The organism is Cohaesibacter haloalkalitolerans (genome assembly GCF_003574655.1).
GTDB classification, from domain to species: domain Bacteria; phylum Pseudomonadota; class Alphaproteobacteria; order Rhizobiales; family Cohaesibacteraceae; genus Cohaesibacter; species Cohaesibacter haloalkalitolerans.
The window spans coordinates 65,390-86,230 of sequence record NZ_QNUM01000007.1 but is presented as its reverse complement, the minus strand read 5'-3'; the positions used below and the strand labels follow the sequence as shown (position 1 = coordinate 86,230).

The 20,841-nt window shown below is 57.3% G+C and carries 16 protein-coding genes; 11 read left to right on the top strand and 5 right to left on the bottom strand.

Annotated elements, in window-relative coordinates:
- Positions 1-244: 244 nt before the first annotated feature.
- The 3 genes from DSL70_RS22315 to adhE all read left to right on the top strand — a co-directional run bounded on the left by DSL70_RS22315 (position 245) and on the right by adhE (position 6,358).
- Complete coding sequence (locus DSL70_RS22315) at positions 245-610, top strand: hypothetical protein (RefSeq protein ID WP_162916860.1); 366 nt, start codon at positions 245-247, stop codon at positions 608-610.
- A gap of 79 nt (positions 611-689) precedes the next feature.
- On the top strand, positions 690-3,155 hold the full coding sequence (locus DSL70_RS17480) for a beta-mannosidase (protein ID WP_162916858.1): 2,466 nt from the start codon (positions 690-692) through the stop codon (positions 3,153-3,155).
- Positions 3,156-3,652: 497 nt separating this feature from the next.
- A complete protein-coding gene (gene adhE, locus DSL70_RS17475) occupies positions 3,653-6,358 on the top strand; it encodes a bifunctional acetaldehyde-CoA/alcohol dehydrogenase (RefSeq protein ID WP_119309258.1) in 2,706 nt (901 codons plus the stop codon).
- Positions 6,359-6,766: 408 nt separating this feature from the next.
- Here adhE and DSL70_RS17470 read toward each other — a convergent pair whose 3' ends face one another.
- The 5 genes from DSL70_RS17470 to DSL70_RS17450 form a co-directional block, all read right to left on the bottom strand.
- Complete coding sequence (locus tag DSL70_RS17470; protein ID WP_119309257.1) at positions 6,767-7,852, bottom strand: glycoside hydrolase family 88/105 protein; 1,086 nt, start codon at positions 7,850-7,852, stop codon at positions 6,767-6,769.
- Positions 7,846-9,378 carry a polygalacturonase PglA gene (pglA, locus tag DSL70_RS17465; RefSeq protein ID WP_162916856.1) on the bottom strand — a complete coding sequence of 511 codons (1,533 nt, stop codon included), beginning with the start codon at positions 9,376-9,378 and terminating at the stop codon, positions 7,846-7,848. Before pglA ends, DSL70_RS17470 begins: the two co-directional genes overlap by 7 nt.
- Before the next feature lie 199 nt (positions 9,379-9,577).
- On the bottom strand, positions 9,578-10,699 hold the full coding sequence (locus tag DSL70_RS17460) for an ABC transporter ATP-binding protein (protein ID WP_119309255.1): 1,122 nt from the start codon (positions 10,697-10,699) through the stop codon (positions 9,578-9,580).
- A gap of 3 nt (positions 10,700-10,702) precedes the next feature.
- On the bottom strand, positions 10,703-11,566 hold the full coding sequence (locus DSL70_RS17455; RefSeq protein ID WP_394700815.1) for a carbohydrate ABC transporter permease: 864 nt from the start codon (positions 11,564-11,566) through the stop codon (positions 10,703-10,705).
- A 44-nt stretch (positions 11,567-11,610) separates the two neighbouring features.
- A complete protein-coding gene (locus DSL70_RS17450) occupies positions 11,611-12,495 on the bottom strand; it encodes a carbohydrate ABC transporter permease (RefSeq protein WP_119309253.1) in 885 nt (294 codons plus the stop codon).
- Between the two features lie 378 nt (positions 12,496-12,873).
- On the opposite strand from DSL70_RS17450, the gene DSL70_RS17445 reads away from it, so the two are divergent.
- The 8 genes from DSL70_RS17445 (at position 12,874) to DSL70_RS17410 (ending at position 20,601) form a co-directional block, all read left to right on the top strand.
- Positions 12,874-13,761: a helix-turn-helix domain-containing protein gene (locus DSL70_RS17445; protein ID WP_119309390.1), complete on the top strand. Its 888-nt coding sequence runs from the start codon at positions 12,874-12,876 to the stop codon at positions 13,759-13,761.
- A 315-nt stretch (positions 13,762-14,076) separates the two neighbouring features.
- A complete protein-coding gene (locus DSL70_RS17440; protein WP_162916848.1) occupies positions 14,077-14,298 on the top strand; it encodes a hypothetical protein in 222 nt (73 codons plus the stop codon).
- A gap of 380 nt (positions 14,299-14,678) precedes the next feature.
- Positions 14,679-15,944, top strand: coding sequence for an ABC transporter substrate-binding protein (locus DSL70_RS17435; protein ID WP_245418259.1), 1,266 nt, complete (start codon positions 14,679-14,681; stop codon positions 15,942-15,944).
- Positions 15,945-16,058: 114 nt separating this feature from the next.
- On the top strand, positions 16,059-16,928 hold the full coding sequence (locus DSL70_RS17430; RefSeq protein ID WP_119309251.1) for a carbohydrate ABC transporter permease: 870 nt from the start codon (positions 16,059-16,061) through the stop codon (positions 16,926-16,928).
- Positions 16,918-17,727 carry a carbohydrate ABC transporter permease gene (locus DSL70_RS17425; RefSeq protein WP_119309250.1) on the top strand — a complete coding sequence of 270 codons (810 nt, stop codon included), beginning with the start codon at positions 16,918-16,920 and terminating at the stop codon, positions 17,725-17,727. The genes DSL70_RS17430 and DSL70_RS17425 overlap by 11 nt, the downstream gene beginning before the upstream one ends.
- Before the next feature lie 41 nt (positions 17,728-17,768).
- Positions 17,769-18,518 carry a glycerophosphodiester phosphodiesterase family protein gene (locus DSL70_RS17420; RefSeq protein WP_119309249.1) on the top strand — a complete coding sequence of 250 codons (750 nt, stop codon included), beginning with the start codon at positions 17,769-17,771 and terminating at the stop codon, positions 18,516-18,518.
- A complete protein-coding gene (locus tag DSL70_RS17415) occupies positions 18,515-19,543 on the top strand; it encodes an ABC transporter ATP-binding protein (RefSeq protein WP_119309248.1) in 1,029 nt (342 codons plus the stop codon). The genes DSL70_RS17420 and DSL70_RS17415 overlap by 4 nt, the downstream gene beginning before the upstream one ends.
- A 176-nt stretch (positions 19,544-19,719) precedes the next feature.
- Positions 19,720-20,601 carry a MurR/RpiR family transcriptional regulator gene (locus DSL70_RS17410; RefSeq protein WP_119309247.1) on the top strand — a complete coding sequence of 294 codons (882 nt, stop codon included), beginning with the start codon at positions 19,720-19,722 and terminating at the stop codon, positions 20,599-20,601.
- Positions 20,602-20,841: the final 240 nt, after the last annotated feature.

The window sequence follows — 20,841 nt, the reverse complement described above, 5'->3', positions numbered from 1 at the left end:
CATTTAATGCAATGCAGCAGTTTTAGATAAGCTCTTTTTGCTTGGCTGGTTTGGGACTATTCTGGTCTCAGTTAAAATGCTTACCCAAACAAAGAGAGGATCAAAATCATGTTTGACAGCATCAAAGGTGTAGCAGGCGCAGTAGGTAGCGTGTTCATGTCTCTTCCAGCAGCAGCTCGCATCAGCAACGACGTACAGAACGGTCGTCAGCCAAACGAACAGGACCTGCTCATTCTCGGTCTGCGTGACAGCTTCAACCAGTAAGCTCTGGCGCTTTCACGAGCGCACCCAAACGAGACTGCCCGGTCATCTGGATCGGACAGAAGGCATCGCGGCACGATCAGCCAACTGGGCTGACGATCTGACGCCCGATTACGGATCACGATATCAGGAAAGCCCGCTCAGGGCACAGGCTCGCCCCAAGAGCCTTGACCGGCTTCAGGCTGGTCCGCTTCCGATCCACCTTCTCTTTTCTTCCCGATCGAGCCTTGAAACCCATCCGGCTGAGTCTGTGACGGGTGCTTCAGGCGCGATTTTGCTGCTTTCTTCTTTTGTCGAGTGTCATCCGAGCGAGGTGGCCAATCGGCTGTTTCCGTCCTATTCTGGCTGAAAGTCCGCGCAAGCGAGCGAGTCTCGCAAGCGGCCGTCAAATCAGGAAGATGACCGGAATCCAGCAAGAAGGAAGCCCGATGATAACGCAAGTCTCCCCGCTTACCACCGAGCAACCTCTCAATGAGGGGTGGGCCATCAGTTCTGTTGCCAGCGCACCAGACGGCAAGGTGAGTGTTCCCTTCCCGATTCCCGGCGACCTGCACTCGGCACTTCTGGCCGAGGAGATCATTGCCGATCCCTATTGGCGTGACACGGAAACCAGCCTTGACTGGATTCACGAGAATGAATGGTGCGCCGAAACCCGGTTCACCTTTGATGGCGACGCGGCTGATCCGCACGTGCTGACCTTCACCCATGTCGACTGCCATGCCATCGTCTCGCTCAACGAGGTGGAAATCGGTCGCTGCGAAAGCCAGTTTCTGCGCTATGACTTTCCGTTGGGTGCGGCGTTGAAGAAGGGCGAGAACCGCCTCGTTGTCCGCTTTCTCTCCAATAGCAGGGCTGCTCTTTCCGCCAGCAAGGCCTTCCCTTTTGCGGTGCCTTATATCTTCTGGAATTGCCGTCTGCCACATTACAATTTCCTGCGCAAGGCCCAGTGTCATGCGGGCTGGGACTGGAATGTCGCGCTCTCGCCGCTGGGCATCTATGGCGGTGTCTCGCTGAGGCGGATCAACAAGCTGCGCCTTGACGATCTGCTTGTGCGCCAGCGCCATGAAGAAGGGCGGGTGTTTGTCGATCTGACCATCCATTATGAGGCCTTCGAGCCGGCAGAGCTGACACTGGCTGCCAATTTCGATGGCCGTGTGATTTCCGATCTTGTTACCGTCTGGCCCGGAAAGGGCTCGGCCGCGCTGCAAATCGAGGTGGCCGAGCCACGCCTCTGGTGGCCGAGGGGGCATGGCGATCAGCCCCTTTATGATCTGACGGTGATGATCGATGGCCAGAGCATCAGTCGGCGGGTGGGGCTCAGGGAGGTCGAGCTTGTCACGGACAGGGACACCATCGGTGCGCGCTTTGCCTTCCGCATCAACGGACGCGAGATCTTTGCGCGCGGCGCCAACTGGATCCCTGCCGATGCCATGCCTGCCCGCGCCACGCCTGAAGCGGTGCGCGATCTGCTGACCTCGGCTGTAGAGGCCAACATGAACATGATCCGTGTCTGGGGCGGCGGCCAGTATGAGGAAGACTGGTTCTACGAGCTGTGCTCGGAACTGGGACTGATGGTCTGGCACGACTTCATGTTCGCCTGCAATCTCTACCCTGCCGCCGATCACCACTGGCTCGATCTGGTGCGTCGGGAAGCCCGGCAACAGGTTCGGCGACTGTCTGGCTATCCCTGCATGACGCTGTGGTGTGGCGACAACGAACTGGTCGGTGCCATCAGCTGGTTCGAGGAAAGCAAGAAGGATCGAGATCGCTATCTTGCCATGTATGAACGCCTCAATTTTGTGCTTGAGGAGTGCCTATTGGAAGAAGCGCCGGGCATTCCGTTCTGGCCATCCTCACCATCGGTCGGGCCGTTCAACTTCGGCGATGGCTGGCACGATGACACCGCTGGCGACATGCATTTCTGGGATGTCTGGCACTCGGCCAAGGACTTCGAGCACTATCGGACAGTACGACCGCGCTTCTGCTCCGAATTCGGCTTCCAGTCCTTCCCCTCGATGCGCGTGATCGAGAGTTTCACCGAACCGGAGGACCGCAATGTATCGTCGCCGGTCATGGATGTGCATCAGCGCAATGAGGGCGGAAACAGCCGCATTGTAGAAACCATCGCCCGCTATTTCCGTTTTCCCGACAGCTTCGCGGAGATGGTCTATCTCAGCCAGATCGGCCAGGGGCTGGCAATGAAAACTGCCATCGAATTCTGGCGGACCAACAAGCCACGCACCATGGGAACGCTCTATTGGCAGCTCAATGACACATGGCCGGTGGCGAGCTGGTCGAGCCTTGAATATGGCGGCGGTTGGAAGCTGGTCCACTATCTTGCCCGGCGTTTCAATGCTTCGGTCCTTGTCTCCGCCCAGCCTGAGCCGGATGAGGGACAGGTGATCATTCACGCAGTCAATGACACGCCGGAGCCGGTCGGTTTGACCGTCCGCCTTGAAGCGGTTGGAATGTCCGGTGCCATCCGCTCGCTGGGCGAATTTGCCATCGATGTGCCAACGGACCGCTCTGTCGAACTGGCCAGTCTGACACTGGAGGAAATCGGTGCGGACGCGATCCTGCATTTCTCCTGGCGCAGCGCCAACGGGGCCATCACTGGCGAGAATGACTATTGGCCCAAGCGGCCCAAGGACTATCGGCTTGCAACGCCGGTCATTGAGGCGACCGAGCGGGCGACTGCAAATGGCGACACGGAGATCGAGCTGAGGACGGACAAGCCAGCCTTTTTCGTCACCTATCATCATGGTGGCGATCGACTCTACTCGGACAATTGCTTCACCCTTTTACCGGGGCGCCCGAAGCACCTTGCCATTTTGCGCCAGCGCCGTTCCCATTTGCCGCCTATTGTGGCGGAGGTGGACTATTTGAAAGGTTAGAGCGCCAAACAGCTTCGATTTCGTCTATTATGTATGCGAAAAATGCATATTAGATATGCGTTCAAATAAGTTTGGACTAGGTAAATGCAGGAAAATTCAGGAAATTAACTGATTGGGAAAATGAGTCACAGATTTTTGAAATTAGGAAAAATTTGTTTACTTATTGGAATTGCACATATTATTCATGCCCCATGAGTGGTGTTACTGCGCCCTCGCTGTCCAAAATGAGCTCTTACGTAGACCTCCTTAATTCGTCAGGTGCAGGAACGCGCTAGACTGGCATCACTGTCAAGGCGGTCTGGATCGTTAAACGCAAAGGGTAACGAAGAGAACCCGACAGCCGAAGGAAGACCTGTGTGGCATTCAGGACCTTCTCGCCGGAGCAGGGCGCGTGGCACCCGTAAGGGCACGCGAAAATCATCTTTTGGCGTTCGTCCTTCACCGGGAGCCCTGAAGCCTCGGAACGGGTTTGTGCGCCTTGAAAACGGAGTAACAAAATGTCTGTTACCAATGCCGAAGAGCTTGATCGCCAGATTGCCCGCGTCAAGGCCGCGCAATTGAAGTTCGCAAGCTTCTCCCAGGAACAAGTCGACCGTATTTTCCGTCAGGCCGCTTTCGCTGCCGCCAATGCGCGCATTCCGCTCGCGATGATGGCTGCCGAGGAAACCGGCATGGGCGTCGTTGAAGACAAGGTGATCAAGAACCACTTTGCCTCCGAATATATCTACAACAAATACAAGGACACCAAGACTTGCGGTATCCTTGAAGAGGACGAACTGGGCGGCACGATCACCATTGCCGAACCCGTTGGCGTCATTTGCGGCATCGTGCCGACGACCAACCCGACCTCTACGGCCATCTTCAAGGCCCTGATTTCTCTCAAGACCCGCAATGGCATCATTTTCAGCCCGCATCCGCGCGCCAAGAAGGCGACATGCGAGGCTGCCCGACTGGTTCTGGAAGCCGCTGTTGCTGCGGGCGCCCCCCAGGACATCATCGGCTGGATCGATGAACCGACCCTTGAGCTGTCCAACGCCCTGATGCGCCATCCCGCCATCAATCTCATCCTGGCCACCGGTGGTCCGGGCATGGTCAAGGCCGCGTATTCGTCCGGCAAGCCAGCCATCGGCGTCGGTGCGGGCAATGCCCCCGTTGTGATTGACGAGCATGCTGACATCAAGCGCGCCGTCTCTTCGATCCTGATGTCCAAGACCTTTGACAACGGCATGATCTGCGCCTCCGAACAGGCAGTGGTAATCGTCGATGCCGTCTACGATGCGGTTCTTGAACGTTTTTCCAAATATGGCGGCTGTATCCTGTCGCCAAAACAGACCGACGCACTGCGCAAGACCGTCTTCCCGGATGGTCGCCTCAACAGCGAGATCGTCGGCCAGTCTGCCGCCAGAATTGCCGAACTGGCAGGCTTCAGTGTGTCCCCCGAAACCAAGGTCCTGATGGCCGAGGTGGACGGGGTCGAAGACGAGCCTTTCGCACACGAAAAGCTCTCTCCAACCATCGCCCTCTATCGCCGCAAGGACTACAACGAAGCCGCCGACACTGCAGCCCGGCTGGTCGCTCTTGGTGGCATTGGGCACACCTCCGTTCTCTATACAGATCAGGACCGCTGTTCCGATCGTGTCGAAGATTTCGGCAAGAGAATGAAGACCGCTCGCATTCTGGTCAACATGCCATCCTCGCAGGGCGGCATCGGCGACCTCTACAACTTCAATGTCGCGCCATCCCTCACACTCGGGTGCGGCTCATGGGGTGGTAACTCGATCTCTGAAAACGTGGGACCGAAGCATCTCATCAACAAGAAGATCGTAGCGAAGCGCGAGGAAAACATGCTTTGGCACAAGGTTCCGAAGTCCATCTACTTCCGTCGCGGCTGTCTGGCCGAGGCCTTCAAGGACCTCAAGGGCAAGAAACGGGCGATGATCGTCACCGACCGCTTCCTGTTCACCAACGGTTATGTTGATGAGGCTGTTCGCCTGCTCAAGGGACAGGGGATCGATGTCGATATCTTTGCCGATGTCGAGGCCGATCCGACCCTCTCGATTGTCCGCAAGGGCACCGAGAAATGCCATGCCTTCAATCCCGACCTGATCATCGCCATCGGTGGCGGTTCGCCGATGGATGCCGCAAAGATCATGTGGGTGATGTATGAGCATCCGAATGTCAGCTTCAAGGATCTGGCCCTGCGCTTCATGGACATTCGCAAGCGCATCTACAAATTCCCAAAGATGGGCGAAAAGGCAATGATGATTGCCATCCCGACCACCTCCGGTACCGGCTCGGAAGCCACCCCGTTTGCCGTGGTGACGGATGACGTCAGTGGCCAGAAATACCCGCTGGCCGACTATGAGCTGACGCCCGACATGGCGATCGTGGATGCCAACCTCGTCATGAACATGCCGAAGTCTCTTACAGCCTTCGGCGGGATTGATGCGGTCACCCACGCCCTTGAAGCCTATGTCTCGGTCATGGCCAACGAATTCTCCGATGGTCAGGCTCTGATGGCTCTCAAACTGCTCAAGGAAAACCTGCCGTCGGCCTATGAGAATGGCGCCAATGATCCGGTTGCCCGCGAACATGTTCACAGCGGCGCAACCATTGCCGGGATCGCCTTTGCCAACGCCTTTCTCGGTGTCTGCCATTCCATGGCGCACAAGTTGGGCGCGGCCTTCCACCTGCCGCATGGTTTGGCCAATGCATTGCTGATTTGCAATGTCATTCGCTACAACGCCACCAACAACCCGACCAAGCAGACGGCTTTCTCCCAGTATGACCGGCCCAAGGCACGGGCCCGTTATGCCGAGATTGCCCATCATCTGGGGTTGGGCGGTGAACGCACGCAGCACAAGGTCGAGAATCTGATTGCCTGGATCGAGGAACTGAAAGCCGATCTTGAAATCCCGGCCAGCATTCAGGCCGCCGGTGTTGCCGAGGCAGATTTCCTTGCCAAGATCGACGAAGTCGCCGTGGCTGCCTTCGATGATCAGTGCACCGGCGCCAACCCGCGCTTCCCGCTGATCTCCGAGCTCAAGCAGATCATGATGGACAGCTACTATGGCCGTCCGTTCATCGAAGCCTATGAGCGCGAACAGGCAAAGGCCGACGCAGTTGTCAAACCGGAACAGACCGCCAAGCCGCAAGGCGCCAGCGTTGTTCCCCTCAAGACGGAGAAAAAGAGACCCGCATAATAAGAATAAGAAGAATGGTGACGACCGGATAAGCCTCTCGTGCTTGTCACTTCCACCCGCATGGGCGAGGGGATTTTCGGTCCGCCAGGTTCAAGGAAGCCTGCCCCAAGTAACTCACCGACAGGTCATGGTCGGTATATGGTCAGAGTGAACGGGTCAGGCATTTGGGCCACAAGCAAAAGCTGATATCAAACTGAAAGCCCCGTAGGTCATGACGGGGCTTTTTTTATCTGCACGACGTTGACGCCAAGGCGGGAGGAGGGAGCCGAATTTCGCGCGCACCGGGCGGGTGCTGACAAAGGAAAACCCGGATCACAAGACCCGGGTTCGCAGTCGACTGGCACAAGACCAGCAAATATTGTTTTTGGTGCAAGCCATGAAGGGGCTAACTGCAGGGCTTGAAGGGGGCTATTTTCTCTCTCTGAGCAGCTTCTCCGCAGAGGCCATCATGAACGGGCCAACGCCCTTGACGTCGTCAGGCTTGATCATCTCGCCGACATAATAGGACGGCGTGCCTGTGCGGTAGTTGCCGTCAAAGCCGCCAAGCCCTGCCACACAGACGATATGCGGCAGAACCTGCGGATCACTGTCGATGACCAGCTGTTCCAGATAGGCAAGGCCCTTGAGGCCGACACTGACAAACTGGTCACTGAGATCAGCCGCAAGCCCGAGGCGCGATGCTTTCAGCAGCGCGTAGCAGAACATGGCACTTGCAGAGCTTTCCAGATAGTTGCCTTCCAGATCCGGTTGGTCGATTACCTGCAGCCATGCGCCCTTGTCCTGTTGCAGTTTGACGATCTCTGCAAGCAACTTGACGGTGCGTTCGGCCAGCGGGCCCATTGTCTCCTTGCCCACTAGCTCGCAGATGTCGACGAGGGCGACGGACAGCCAGCCGATGGCCCGGGCCCAGTGAGCCGGAGAAAGGCCGGTTTCCTTGTCGGACCAAGCCTGCTCGCGGGATTCATCGTAGCCATGGGCATAAAGGCCGTTCTGTCCAACGCTCATCAGCGTCAGCGCCTGTTCCATCTGGGCCAGCGCATTGTCGACCATGGCGGCGTTGTCGGTCATTTGGCCATATTCGATCTGGAACGGCAGTCCCATATAGAGGCCATCGAGCCAGACCTGATGCGGATACCGCTGCTTGTGCCAGTAGTTGCCAGCCTTGGTCTTGGGGTGTGTTTCCAGCTGGCTGGCAAGGGTCTGGCTGGCTTTCAGATAGCGCTCGTCACCGGTCTCCTTGTAGAGGAAGAGGAAGGCACGGCCTGAGAGGATGTTGTCGATATTGTATTCTTCAAGCACATAGCCTGTCATCGACCCGTCCGGGGCAACCTGCTTCTGCGCAAAGGAGATCAGGATGTCGAGCCAGCTTTTTTCGCCGGTGGCCTCATAAAGCGTGATCAGCCCCCGATACAGGCAACCGTCTTCATAACAGACGGGACCGCTCTTGTAGGCGCTATAGCTCTCTGCGTAATGGCGGAAATAGGAAGTCAACATGTCTCTGCCTGTTCTTGTTCAGAGGAAAGTGGGAAATACTCATGCTCGTCATGGAAATGCAATTCGGCGAATTCCGTCGTAAACCCGACGTGATGGCAAACCGGGACATGGAGCGCCATGACCGGCACATCCCCCTCGAGACTGTCATCGAAGCTGGCATGAACATTTTTGATGGAGATGGCGCGAATGGGCATTTCCGGCAGGCCATAGAAGGCCCCGATGGCAACACGCACGTCGTGGATGAAGAGATCGCTGATATCGATGTCATGGATTGAGGGGGTGGAGGCATCGATCGGAAAGGGCTGCCGCGACTGCACCCATTCCGAGCGGCCATCATGGTCACAGAAATAGAAGCAGTTGGCCACGATCGCCGAATGGACTCCCCGCATCACGATATTGTGGCAGCGGACATGCGCGATCTCGCCGCCGCGCCCACGCCGGGTCTTGAGGCGCAAACCACGGTCGGTGCCGAGAAATTCGCAATGCTCGATAGTGACATGGCGCACCGAGCCGCTCATTTCCGAGCCGATCACCACGGCGCCATGGCCGCGTTCCATGTAACAATGGCGCACGGTGATATTCTCGCATGGCTTGAGATGGTCCGCCGAGCCGTCATCGGCGCGCTTGCAGGCCTTGATGGCAATACAGTCGTCGCCGACAGTGAAGTGAATACCTTCCAGCAGAACACCGTCGCAACATTCCGGATCAAGGCCGTCGGTGTTGGGCGAGTTGGGTGGGTTCTTGACGGCCAGCCCGACAAATTCGATGTCACGGCAATAGAGCGGATGGATGGTCCAGGATGGCGAATTCTGTACGGTGATACCGGACACCGTGACGGATTCACACTGGTGCAGGAACAGGGTCCGGGCACGCCTTGCACCGTTGCGGCTCTCCTTCGGCCAACTCCACCAGTCACCCTCGGCACCGGAGCCATCCAGCGTACCCGAGCCGGTAATGTCGAGATTGGCGCAGCCAATGGCCGTTATGATGGAGGCATAGCTTGCGTCAGGTAGCCCTTCCCAGGAACCGAGCATCTTGCCGTCGCTCAGATGCGGCGGCAGAATGGGAATCTGGTCACGGTCGGTGATGAATTTCAGTGTTGCCCCCGGTTCCAGATGCAAAGTCATGTCACTCTTGAGGAATAGCGGGCCGGTGTGCCAGCAGCCCTTGGGGATCGCCAGCGTTCCTCCGACGGGAACGGCAGCAAGCGCTGCGGCGATGGCAAGGGCATTGTTGGCAGCATCAGGGCGCGCGCCAAAGTCCGAGATGTCGACGCGCCCGGCACAGTCCGCCGTCGTGAAGGCAAACTGCTCTCCCTCTTCTGTTTTGAAGACATAGCGTGTTGACGGCTCGAGGCAGTCGAGAAACGTGATCACCCGGTCCGTTTCACCGGAGCGAACGATCTCTCCATTCCTGTAAAGCGTCCAGGCGCAAGCCTTTGACAGGAAAAAACGCGATTTCCCATCCGGATTGAGGCATAGCGCAACTGTTCGCGCGGTGATTGCCGACGCGGTGATAGTCATCATGAATTCTCGCTCATCTTGCAAAAGGGGCATCGGGCGAGAGGCACCGTCCAATGCGGTCATGTGCGGCTGGGCCGTGTTGTTCCTCTAAGGTCCAAAGACCCTTGGGATGCCGGAGAACCCCGCCCGGTAGGAGGAGGAAATTGGACCGGGCAGGGCAACCGGACACCGCTGGCGACTGGGCTCGCCAGCGGGGAGTGGCTCAGGTCAGCGAAATGTTCTTGCCGCTTTCCCGGTCGAAGACATGGGCGCGGGCCTCGTTGACCTTCAGCGTCACCTTGGAGCCACGGACCTTGGAGGGGTCATACTCTTCGCCCGGAACCACCACGATGAGGGAATTGCCTTCCACATTGACGTGCAGATAGACCTCGTGCCCCATGAACTCGAGGGCAGACACTTCGCCAGTCAAGGTGTCGGGTGTGCCGTTCTCGACCAGATGGAAGTGCTGCGGGCGAATGCCGAAGGTCACTTTGCTGACATCGCCCGTGCTCTTGATGCGGGCAGAAAGACTTGCGTCCAGACTGATGGTCTGGGAACCAACCTTCAAGGTGTGGGCGCCTGCGATCGACAACTCTGCCGGCATCAGGTTCATTTCCGGCGTGCCGATGAAGCCGGCCACGAAGGCATTGTCGGGCTTGTCGTAGAGGGTAACCGGATCGGCAACCTGCATGATGTGGCCTTCCTTCATGACGCAGATGCGATCGCCCATGGTCATGGCTTCGGTCTGGTCATGGGTCACATAGATGACGGTTGCCGGGCGGCCTTCTTCCTTGAGGCGACGGTGCAGATCGGTGATGCGGACACGCATCGAGGCGCGCAGCTTGGCATCAAGGTTCGAAAGCGGTTCATCGAACAGGAAGACTTCCGGCTTCTTGATGAGCGCACGGCCAAGGGCCACGCGCTGGGCCTGACCACCGGACAGTTCCTTGGGCAGGCGTTCCAGCAGCTGACCGATTTCAAGGATGTCGGCCACTTCTGCCGTTGCAGCCTCGATCTCGTCTTTCGGACGACCGGCTAGTCGCAGGCCAAAGGACAGGTTGTTCTTGACCTTCATGTGCGGGTAGAGCGCGTAGTTCTGGAACACCATGGCAATGCCGCGGCGACCCGGAGCCAGCGTGTTGACCACCTGATTGCCGATACGGATCTCGCCGCCGGTGACCGTCTCGAGCCCGGCAACCATGCGCAGGGTGGTGGATTTCGCACAGCCGGACGGGCCGACCAGCACCATGAACTCACCGTCCTGAACATCTAGGTCAATGCCGTGGACAGCCTCGAAGCCGTTGGGATAGCGTTTTACGAGTTTCTTAAGTTGAAGGTGTGCCATGATTTACCCTTTAACCCCGCCGGATGAGATGCCTTCGATGAAGTATTTCTGCGCCACAAAGAAGACGACCAACGCAGGTGTGATTGCGAGCACGGACATTGCCAGGATCTGGTTCCAGTCAAAGGCTTCCGTCGTGTCGATTGATAGTTTCAGTGCCAGGGAGACAGGGAACTTGTCTACCGAGGACAGATAGATGAGCGGGCCAAGGAAGTCGTTCATGGTCCACATGAACTGGAACAGGGCGACCGAGATCAGCGCCGGAGCCAGCAGGGGAGTCACGATGTACCACAGAGTCTGCAGGCTGTTGGCGCCATCTACCCGGGCAGCTTCCTCCATGTCGCGGGGAATACCGCGCAGGAACTGCACCAGCATGAAGGTGAAGAATGCATCCCCGGCAAGCGCCGAAGGCACCCAAAGTGGCAGGAAGGTATCAAGCCAGCCCATGTCGCGGAACAGCAGATACTGCGGAATGCGGGTTACCACGTTTGGCAGCAGCAGAGTGGCGATGAGCAGTGAGAAGAAGACCTTCTTCATCGGAAACTCGAAACGCGCGAAGCCATAGGCCACCAGCGTGGCGCTGATGCAGGTGCCGACTGTCTTGGGCAGGATGATCAGAAAGGTGTTCCAGAAGAAATGTCCGAAGGTGTAGGGCGTGGACGTCTGCCATCCCTTGACATAGCCGCTGATGGTTGGCTCTTTCGGCCAGAAACCGGGGTTGGAGAAGATCTCCGAGTTTGTCTTGAACGAGGCCCCGATCAGCCAGATCAGCGGATAGAGCATCACGAACCCGACGACGATCAGCAGCACATAGCGGATCACGGAGTTGATCTTGTGGCGGCGCGCAATCATCTGGTTGACGCGTTCCATCTCCTCGACAGTCGAAACATTTGTCGTTGCAATGGTCATTGGGATCAGCTCCTTTTGTCGCCAGCGTAATAGACCCACTTCTTGGAAGACCAAAAAGCGACAACGGTCAGGATCATGATCATGGTGAACAGGATCCAGGCGATCGCCGAGGCGTAGCCCATCTCGAAGTTCTTGAAGGCCTTGTCATAGATGTAGAGTGGCAACAGGTAGGTGGATTTCAGCGGGCCACCGTTGGTGATGATGTAGGGGCCGTTGAACTCCTGAAAGGCCTGAACGCTCTGCATGATCAGGTTGAAGAAGATCACCGGAGTGATCAGCGGCAACGTGATATGGCGGAACACCTGCCACGGGTTGGCATTGTCCACGGCGGCAGCCTCATAAAGCGACTTGTCGACGCCTTGCAGGGCGGCAAGGAAGATCACCATCGCCGAGCCGAACTGCCAGCAGCGCAATAGCGTGATGGTGAACAGTGCGTTGGTCGGATCGCCGAACCAGTTGACCCCCTCAAGGCCAATGGCTTCCAGTGCCATGTTGACCAAGCCCGTGTCGGCAAAGACATAGCGCCACAGAACGGCAATGGCGATCGAGCCACCAAGGATGGACGGCACATAATAGGCGGTGCGGAAGAAGTTGATGGCCTTCAGCTTGTAGTTCAGGATCACTGCGATAAACAGCGCGAAGACCAGTTTGAGCGGAACCGTAGAGAACACATAGATCAAGGTCACTTTCAGTGACTTGTCAAAGGTTCGGTCCCGGGTGAACAACTTGGTGTAGTTGTCCAGACCAACCCATTCCGGCGAGCTCATCAGTGAATAGTCCGTGAAACTCAGATAGAATGAGTAGGCAAAGGGAAAAGCCGTAAAGACCAGCAGCCCTATGATGTAGGGCGACAGGTAGGCAAGACCGAGATAGCGATTTTCGCCGCCCAAGGCTCTATCCTCCCATTAGTGGTTTAACCAAGGATGACAGCCGCGTGTGCGGCTCATCACCGTGAAGTGAGCTGTCCCGAAACGGAGTCCAACACTCCTCCCGACAGCCAGTCTGCTCGAAACACCCGGACAGGTCCGGGCGTTTCGCCGAAATCCGAGAAGCTTCACCAAAGGTCAAGGCACGAAAGAACATCTGCATATTGACATGTATATGTAGGATGTTCATTTTAGTGCACATCGTCGGGGCGAGATTGACGCCAACCCTTTCGATTTTACGACCAGAGGCAGGGGACCTCTTCTGATTTCCGCCAGTATTCTTGTTTCGCGCATATGATCATGACGTGAATGCGAATGGAATGAAGGATTATGAACAAAATCATGGATAAAAATGAACATTCGATTTTGGAGGGAATTCCTGCAAACTCTCTCAATCTGAATCTCTCCAGATCGACCATCAAGATGCGTCATTCCTCGACCTGGAGTGTCCACAAATCTAACGACGTTCATGACCTTGTGGTCTGCCTGACTGGTGGGGCGCAGTATTTTCTCGATGGGGTCGAGGTCCGTCAGCAGCGCGGCGAAGCGATGCTCATTCCTGCTGGTTCGCGCTTCGAGGGACGGCTTGATCACGGCGATCAATATACTGGAGTTGCTCAGCATTTTACGTTGACCCTGTTCGACAATGTCGATCTCATCCAGCAGATGGAGCTCAAGCCCGTGGTCCAGTTGCCCAACTGGGAGCAGCTGGAATCTCTGGTGCGCTACTACCGTTCCATCGCTCCGGCTTCTTCCACGACATTGCAGCAGGTGCATCTGTTCATGGTCATCCTGCTGGCCTATCTCGACTGTGCCTTCGTGCGCTGGAGCGAGGATTCCCTGCAGAACCTCGGTGGACAGGATGCACTTTCACTCCATGTCATGCTGATCGCCGCCCAGATCTCGCGCGACCCGCTGGACAAGGACGAGGCCGAGCGCCTCATCGCTTCGGTGCCCTACAATGATGATTACTTCCGTCGGGCGTTCAAGGCCAAGATCGGCTACACGCCGAGAAAATTCATGGAATTCAAGCGGATGGAGAAAGCCATGAACATTCTCCTGACCGGCAAGAGCGTCAATGCGACAGCTGTCGCCGTGGGCTATAATGACGTCTATTTCTTCTCGCGCATGTTCAAGCAATATCTGGGCGTCAGCCCCTCCTACTATCGCGTCTCGGCTGATCGCCGAAAGTTCCTGACGACAGGGGATATCTATCATTATAACGACTAGTGTGAGCCTGATTGCGGGCTAATTCGACCCCTGTCGGGCAAATGATTTTCTTTCTGATGGTTCGTCCGGGCTGTTCTCAACAGGTTTTCTGTGGCTCTGAAGCCTGCGGCCTGACGCGCATCTGAAGGGCATCTCATGCATGGCTGTTCCGTTACTTTACGGACTGACAGGGTCGCGATCTAGGCGTAAGCTTTCAGTGTAAAGCCGGATTGCTCCACGGAACACACCAGAAACTGCGCAGGCCGAACGTTCGACGCTTGACCGTTGCTGCTGGCTTGTGGACCGGGATCGAATATGAAATTCGAGGGAATGGACATGGACTCATATACGGCAACGATCTTTCAGGGAAGTTGGGATTCTCTCGGCCTTGGACTGGTGATTGCCGTGGCCATTGGCTATCTCTATATCCGGCTCTGGAAGGGGCGGAAAAGTTGCCATGCCTGCCCGAGCAATGGGGTCGGCTGTTCCAGCTGCCATGTCCTTGGCGGCGGCGACGACGGATCATCGCGCACGACCAATCCCGACAAGAACGCCTGAGCCAAATAGCCCTTAGGTTTCGGTCAAAATCTGAGTGCTGAAAGCGGAAATGCTCCGGGATTTCAAGAAGTCGCGGCCTTTCGTTGCGCCATTGTGTCGGCCTTGTTGCTGCGCAAACACCTCTCCCTGTTCTCAAACTGTCAAACAGTGAGGATACTCTGCCTGGTGGGCGAGAGGGCTATCTTTTTGTGCCGAGGGTGCGGGGGCAAGCTGGTGCAGGCGCATTCAAGTCTCGGAAAAGGCTGGGTTTTTGCCGGAAAGCTGCGCTGCTTGTGGCGGGCTTCGTCATCAAAATTTCATGGCAGCGTACAAAAGCCGTTACATTGCTACGATAATTGCAAATAGTAAATTTATGCAATTTCAGTTGCAAGGAGAGCCCATTGACCCGCAATTTTCTCAAACTGGCCGGAGCAAGCCTGATCGCTCTGGTCGGTGCCACATCCATTTCCATGGCTGCCACCACCATCACTTTTTGGCACAGCTTCGACCCGGAAAAGCCGAACGGCAAAGCCCTCGCAGAGATTATCGGCAATTTTGAAGCCGCCAATCCCGGCATCGACATCCAGTCTGAATTCATCGGCAACTACAACGACATCGTTGCCAAGCTTCAGGCAGCCATTCCGGCCCATCGCGAACCCGATGCCGTCATCATGGAAGTCACCCGCTATGGTCTGTTTGCCGACCGTGGCGTTCTGACCGACCTGTCGGACTATGTCGAGAAGGATCCGCTGAAGAATGATCTTTTCGACTTCGCCCGCGAAGTGGGGATGTTCAAAGGCAAGAATTACATCGTGCCGTTCAACTCCTCCACGCCGGTCCTCTATTATAACAAGGACATTTTCGCCCGCGCCGGTTTTGCTGAAGAGCCTGCCCTGAAGACCTATGATGACATTCTCAAGGTCTCAAAACAGATCACCGAAAAGCTTGGTGTCGAAGGCATCACCGGCATCGCAGCGCCGGGCCAGTTTGCCCGCTGGGGTCTGGTCATGGACAACGACAGCGATCTCATCGATTCCAAGACCGGCGACATCCTGCTCGATTCTGCCAACACCATCGAAGCCTATCAGTGGATGGCCTCTCTGGTGCATGAGCACAAGGTCGCCTCTGCCGATGGTGTAACCGATGAAGACATGGGCCGCGATGCTTTCCTTCAGGGCAAGGTCGGCATCATGTTGAACTCCACCGGCACCTATGTGCGCTCCAAAAAGGCCATTGGCGAAAATCTGGCCGTGCGCCCGATGCCGTGCAACAAGGTTTGCTCCGTGCCCATCGGTGGTGCCGGTATCGGCATTCTCTCCACCGCTGAACAGGACGTCAAGGACGCTGCCTACAAGTTCATCAGCTTTGCGGCCAATCCGGAATCCAACGCCATCTGGTTCGCAGGCACCGGCTACATGCCGATCAACAAGCACACAGCAGACCAGCAGAAAGCCAAGGATGCTCTGGCCAAACAGCCCGGCATCGATGTGGCCATCAGCCAGCTCGACTTTGCTCGCGGTCGTCCGCGCCCACCGGTCGTGACCTGGATGCGCGCCAGCGAATATGACCTCTGGCAGGCCATGGCGCTTGGTCAGCGTGACGTCAAGGAAGTGCTCACCGAATTCGCCGCCAAGACCCGTGCCGAAGCGGAACGCCTGGCCAAATAGGGCTTCCATCCCTCAGATGCCATAAGGGCAGGGGGCATCATGGCTCCTGCCCCCACCCTCATGCAGAACCCGCCCGGCCAGACTTCCTCTGGCTGCTCCCCAACAGGTTGCCCGATGGTCCGCAAGCTTTTGCCTTATCTCTATATCGTGCCGCTGATGGCCTTCATTGCGGTCTTTACCTATATTCCGATTGTTACCAGCATCAATCTGAGCTTTCGCGAATGGGATTTCCTGTCCCCGACCATGCCCTTTGTCGGGCTGGAGAATTACAAGCTGCTGCTGTCATCGACCGAATTCTGGAATTCCCTGCGCGTGACGGCGCTGTTTGCGGCCTTTTCCGTGCCGCTGCGTCTTGGGCTCGCTTTGCTGATCGCCAGTTGGCTGACCAGTGATCGCTTTGAAACGCGGCTGTTGCGCGGAGCCTTCTTCCTGCCGTCGGTCACGTCGACGGTTTCCATCGCCGTGGTCTTCTCGTGGGTGTTTGCGACCGACTATGGTGTCGCCAATGAATTGCTCAAGCGCATCGGCGTGGACAAGATCCCATGGCTGCAGGATCCCCGGATTGCGCTTTGGGTGCTGATCCTCGTCAACACCTGGAAGCAGATTGGCTACGATATCGTCATCTATATTGCCGGGCTTCAGGCCATTCCCGATGAACTCTATGATGCAGCCTCGGTCGATGGCGGCGGGCGCTTCCATGTCTTCCGCCGGATCACCCTGCCGCTGGTCATGCCGACCACCTATTTCCTTCTGGTGATCTCTGTCATCGAGGCCTTTCAGGTCTTCACCATCGTCAGTGTCATGACGCACGGTGGACCGGCCAGTGCAACCGACATGCTGGTGAACATGCTCTACCGCGTCGGCTTCGTGCTGTTCGATATCGGCACCGGTTCGGCGCTGGCGGTGCTGCTGTTCATCATTCTCATTGCCCTCGCTCTCATCAAGTCCCGCGTGATCGGACGGAAGGTGCATTATGAAGCTTGAAAATCCGCTCCGCTCCGCTGCCGCGCTGATCGTTGGACTGGTGTTCCTGTCGCCAGCGCTCTATTCCATCTGGCTATCGTTCCAGACGGCCGATGCCTATTACGCTGGCGGGCTAGAGTTCACGCTCGACAATTATGGTCGGGCAGTGGGCCAGTATCATTTCGCCCGCTATCTCTTCAACAGCGTCTTCGTCTCGGGCATCGTGACACTGGGCGGCATTGCCATGGCGACGCTCGCCGCCTATGCCTTTGCACGCTTCACCTTCCGGGGCAGTGACCTGCTGTTTGGCCTGACGATTGCCACGCTGATGATCCCCAGCCACATCAGCCTCATCCCGAACTACCTGACGCTGGCCCGCGTCGGCCTGCTCGACAGCTATGCCGGGCTGATCCTGCCGCCGATGGCCAGCGCCTTTGCCACCTTTTTCCTGAGGCAATATATCCGTGGCATTCCGCGCTCGCTGGATGAGGCGGCCTATATGGACGGCGCCTCATCCCTTCAGGTGCTGACGCGGGTGATTGTGCCGCTGGCCCGTCCGGCTATCCTGTCCATGGCGCTCTACATCTTCATCAACGAATGGAACAGCTACATCTGGCCGCTCGTCGCCATTGGCAAGAGCGATCTCTACACCCTGCAGGTCGGTCTGGCGCGGCTCTACAAGATCAATCCCGGCGAGGATCTCATCGACTGGCCGTTGGTGATGGCCGCTTCGACCATCTCCATCCTGCCGGTTCTGCTCGGCTTTGCCCTCGTGGAGCGCCATCTGGTCCGTGGAATCACCATGGGCGCCGTTAAATAGGGAAGACCGGGCCAATGCAATCAAGACAAGGAAACAAAGACATGACGCGTATTGCATCTCATCGTGGCGGAACGCTGGAATTTGGCGACAGCACGCCCATGGGGTTTGCCGCCACCGCACGGATGGCGCTGGAAGAGGTTGAATTCGATGTCCATCCGACACGGGATGGCAGCATCATCGTGCATCATGATGCCACGCTCGACCGCACAACGGACACCATCGGCGCCATCTCGGAAAAGAGCACCGATGAGGTGCGCTCCGCCGTCATCAACTTTGGCCACAACAGCCATCCGATCCTGCTTGAAGAATTGTGCGAGATTTTCGATGACAGCGACGTGGTCTTCCGCTGCGAATTCAAACCCGGTGCCGACGGTGTTCCCTATGCCAATTTCGTGCCTCGCGTGATGGCTCTGCTGGAACAGCAGGACATGCTGCCGACGGCCAATTTCTCGTCTTTCCTGATCGACTATCTCGATGAAATCGCCGCCCACACGACACGGCCCCGGCTGTGGCTGGTCAGCCCCGCCGTTCTCACGCAACTGGGTACCAAGGGGGTGCTGGCGATGGCGCGGTCCCGGTCCATTCCCGAGATTGGCGTCCATATCGACAAGGCGACACCGGAGCTGATGGCGGCCACACTGGACGCAGGGCTCGATTTCGGCTGTTGGGCCGCCCACACGGTGCCGCAGATCCAGAAGGCACTTCAACTGGGCGTCAAGGTCTTCACCTCCGATCGCCCGAGCCTTGCCATTGCGATACGCAACCAGATGCGGGAAGGAAAAGGATCATGAGCCAGATTTTGCTTCGCTCCATCAACAAGTCCTATGACGGCGCAACACAGGTTTTGCATGACGTCTCGATGGAAATAGAGGATGGCGAATTCATCGTCATCGTCGGTCCCTCCGGCTGTGGCAAGTCGACCCTGTTGCGTCTCATCGCCGGGCTTGAGGCCTGCCAGGACGGGGAGATTGTCATTGCGGGCCAACGGGCCAACGAACAGTTGCCCCAGCACCGCGACATTGCCATGATCTTTCAGAATTATGCGCTCTATCCTCATCTCACCGTGCGCGAGAACATCGCCTTCGGGCTGGAACTGCGCAAAGTGCCGAAGCGGGAGCGCAATCAGCGTGCTCTGGAAGTGGCTCGTACCCTACAACTGGAGCCCTATCTTGATCGCAAGCCGGGGGCACTTTCAGGTGGTCAGCGCCAGCGTGTCGCCATGGGCCGCGCCATTGCCCGCAATACCTCGACCTTCCTGATGGATGAGCCGCTCTCCAACCTCGACAACGCCCTGCGCGTGGCCATGCGCACCGAGATCAAGGCGTTGCACCGCCAGCTAGGCGCGACTATCATCTATGTCACCCACGACCAGACAGAAGCCTTGTCACTGGCCGACCGGATTGCCGTGATGAAAGGCGGATATCTGCAGCAGTTCGACACGCCGGAAGCCATTTATGACCGGCCCGCCAACCAGTTTGTCGCCAGCTTCCTCGGCATGCCGCCGATGAATTTCTTGCCCGTCGACAAGGTGCCGTTCTGGCAGGGGGAGCTGGGGATCGAAATCGGCCTCAGACCGGAAGCCCTGTCGATCAACCGCGATGGCAGCGGAATGAGCAGTCTGCCCGGCCGGATTGTGCTTTCGGAGATGACCGGTTCGGACGTCATTCTCCATTGTGAAACAGAGGCTGGACGTCTCACCCTGATCGAAGAGCGCAACCGATTGTCAGGAGGCAGCGGCGATGTTCTTATCCATGTGGATCTGGACCGGGCGCATTTCTTCCACGGTGACAGCGGCGCCCGCCTTGATCTGGCCTGAGGGCTGAAGCGATGACCTTGCGGAAAAGCGATGCTATCTGCTGCCGGATTGGATAAATCTGTTGGATCTGTCCTTTCCTGCAACAGGGAATCGGTGGCAGATAGAGGTGTGTGACCCAGTGTTGAAATGGCCATCGCCGCCAATGGCGCAGCAGACCGAGTATCTGAGAGAAGTCTATGAGCAAGCAAACCGTGTTGCCCTTGTTTCTGGGCGACCTCATCAAACAGAACTCGGCCAAACTGACCGAAGCGGATACGCGCATTCTCGATGTTCTGGTGCGCGATCCCGTGAGGGCGGCCATAGAAAACGGCAAGGAGGTCTCCTCGCGTGCCGGCGTTCACCCCACGTCCGCAGTCCGGCTGGCCAGACGGTTGGGTTTCAAGGGCTATCCGGAATTTCGCGCTTTTCTGCAGACCAACCTCATCGAGCGCGGTGACGACTTCCAGCATGCCTCGGCACGCATGGCTGCCCGTCTGGTGCGGGCCGAAGAGAGCGGCCTGTTGGCGTCGATACTGGATGGCGAGATTGCTGCGCTTGAACAACTGCGCACCAGCGTGTCGGACGCCGACATCAGGCAATTCTCACTCAACCTTTGCAAGGCACGCCGCATCTTCATATTTGGCACCGGACACGCAGAGGCGCTTTCCCATCTTGTCGCCCGGCGTCTGATGCGTTCGGGCTATGATGCCGAGGATCTGTCCAGCCAGATCCATCTGCTGCCGGAAAAACTGGCGCAACTGTCACCGCAGGATGTGGTCTGGCTCAACTGTTTCCGCAAGCCATCGAGCGTGTTGCAGGACATCCGGCGCGTGGCAGCGGCCCGCGGTGCCCGGACCCTTGCCTTGACGGACCTCTCCGGTGCGCGCATCGATCCTGCCCCCGATGTGCAGATTGCCGTCTCCCGCGGCGAGGCCGGGCAGCCACAGACCCTTGTCGTGCCAATGACCATTGCCAATGCCGTCATCCTCGATCTGGCCTCTATTGATGATGATCACACCATGCAGGCGCTTGCTGATTTCAAGAGCCTGCGCTCCGATCTCGGCAACAGCTTCCAGTAGATTGGCGCCTCCCTTGCCCGATTGCCTGTGCCCAAGGGCAAGTTTCTTGGGGCTGGCTTGCTCTTGTCTCTTTCGTGCGGGAATCATCCTGCTGAGTCGATGCTGTTCGGTTGGGGCAAGGAACAGCGAAGAAGACTGAAAGAATTGCTGCCTTTGCGTTGAAACTAGACTTAAGTTCTAAGGATGTTTGCTAGAATATCGCCAGATCCGCAACAATAGTTTGTCCGGTGACAGCTTCAT

Bases quoted from the DNA above. Each gene is read 5' to 3' on its own strand.
- DSL70_RS17445 (WP_119309390.1), top strand. From the start codon at position 12,874: ATGGATAAAAATGAACATTCGATTTTGGAGGGAATTCCTGCAAACTCT.
- DSL70_RS17415 (WP_119309248.1), top strand. From the start codon at position 18,515: ATGAGCCAGATTTTGCTTCGCTCCATCAACAAGTCCTATGACGGCGCA.
- adhE (WP_119309258.1), top strand. From the start codon at position 3,653: ATGTCTGTTACCAATGCCGAAGAGCTTGATCGCCAGATTGCCCGCGTC.
- DSL70_RS17480 (WP_162916858.1), top strand. From the start codon at position 690: ATGATAACGCAAGTCTCCCCGCTTACCACCGAGCAACCTCTCAATGAG.
- DSL70_RS17410 (WP_119309247.1), top strand. From the start codon at position 19,720: ATGAGCAAGCAAACCGTGTTGCCCTTGTTTCTGGGCGACCTCATCAAA.
- DSL70_RS17430 (WP_119309251.1), top strand. From the start codon at position 16,059: ATGGTCCGCAAGCTTTTGCCTTATCTCTATATCGTGCCGCTGATGGCC.
- DSL70_RS17455 (WP_394700815.1), bottom strand. From the start codon at position 11,566: ATGGAACGCGTCAACCAGATGATTGCGCGCCGCCACAAGATCAACTCC.
- pglA (WP_162916856.1), bottom strand. From the start codon at position 9,378: ATGATGACTATCACCGCGTCGGCAATCACCGCGCGAACAGTTGCGCTA.
- DSL70_RS17425 (WP_119309250.1), top strand. From the start codon at position 16,918: ATGAAGCTTGAAAATCCGCTCCGCTCCGCTGCCGCGCTGATCGTTGGA.
- DSL70_RS17470 (WP_119309257.1), bottom strand. From the start codon at position 7,852: ATGTTGACTTCCTATTTCCGCCATTACGCAGAGAGCTATAGCGCCTAC.
- DSL70_RS17420 (WP_119309249.1), top strand. From the start codon at position 17,769: ATGACGCGTATTGCATCTCATCGTGGCGGAACGCTGGAATTTGGCGAC.
- DSL70_RS17440 (WP_162916848.1), top strand. From the start codon at position 14,077: ATGGACTCATATACGGCAACGATCTTTCAGGGAAGTTGGGATTCTCTC.
- DSL70_RS17460 (WP_119309255.1), bottom strand. From the start codon at position 10,699: ATGGCACACCTTCAACTTAAGAAACTCGTAAAACGCTATCCCAACGGC.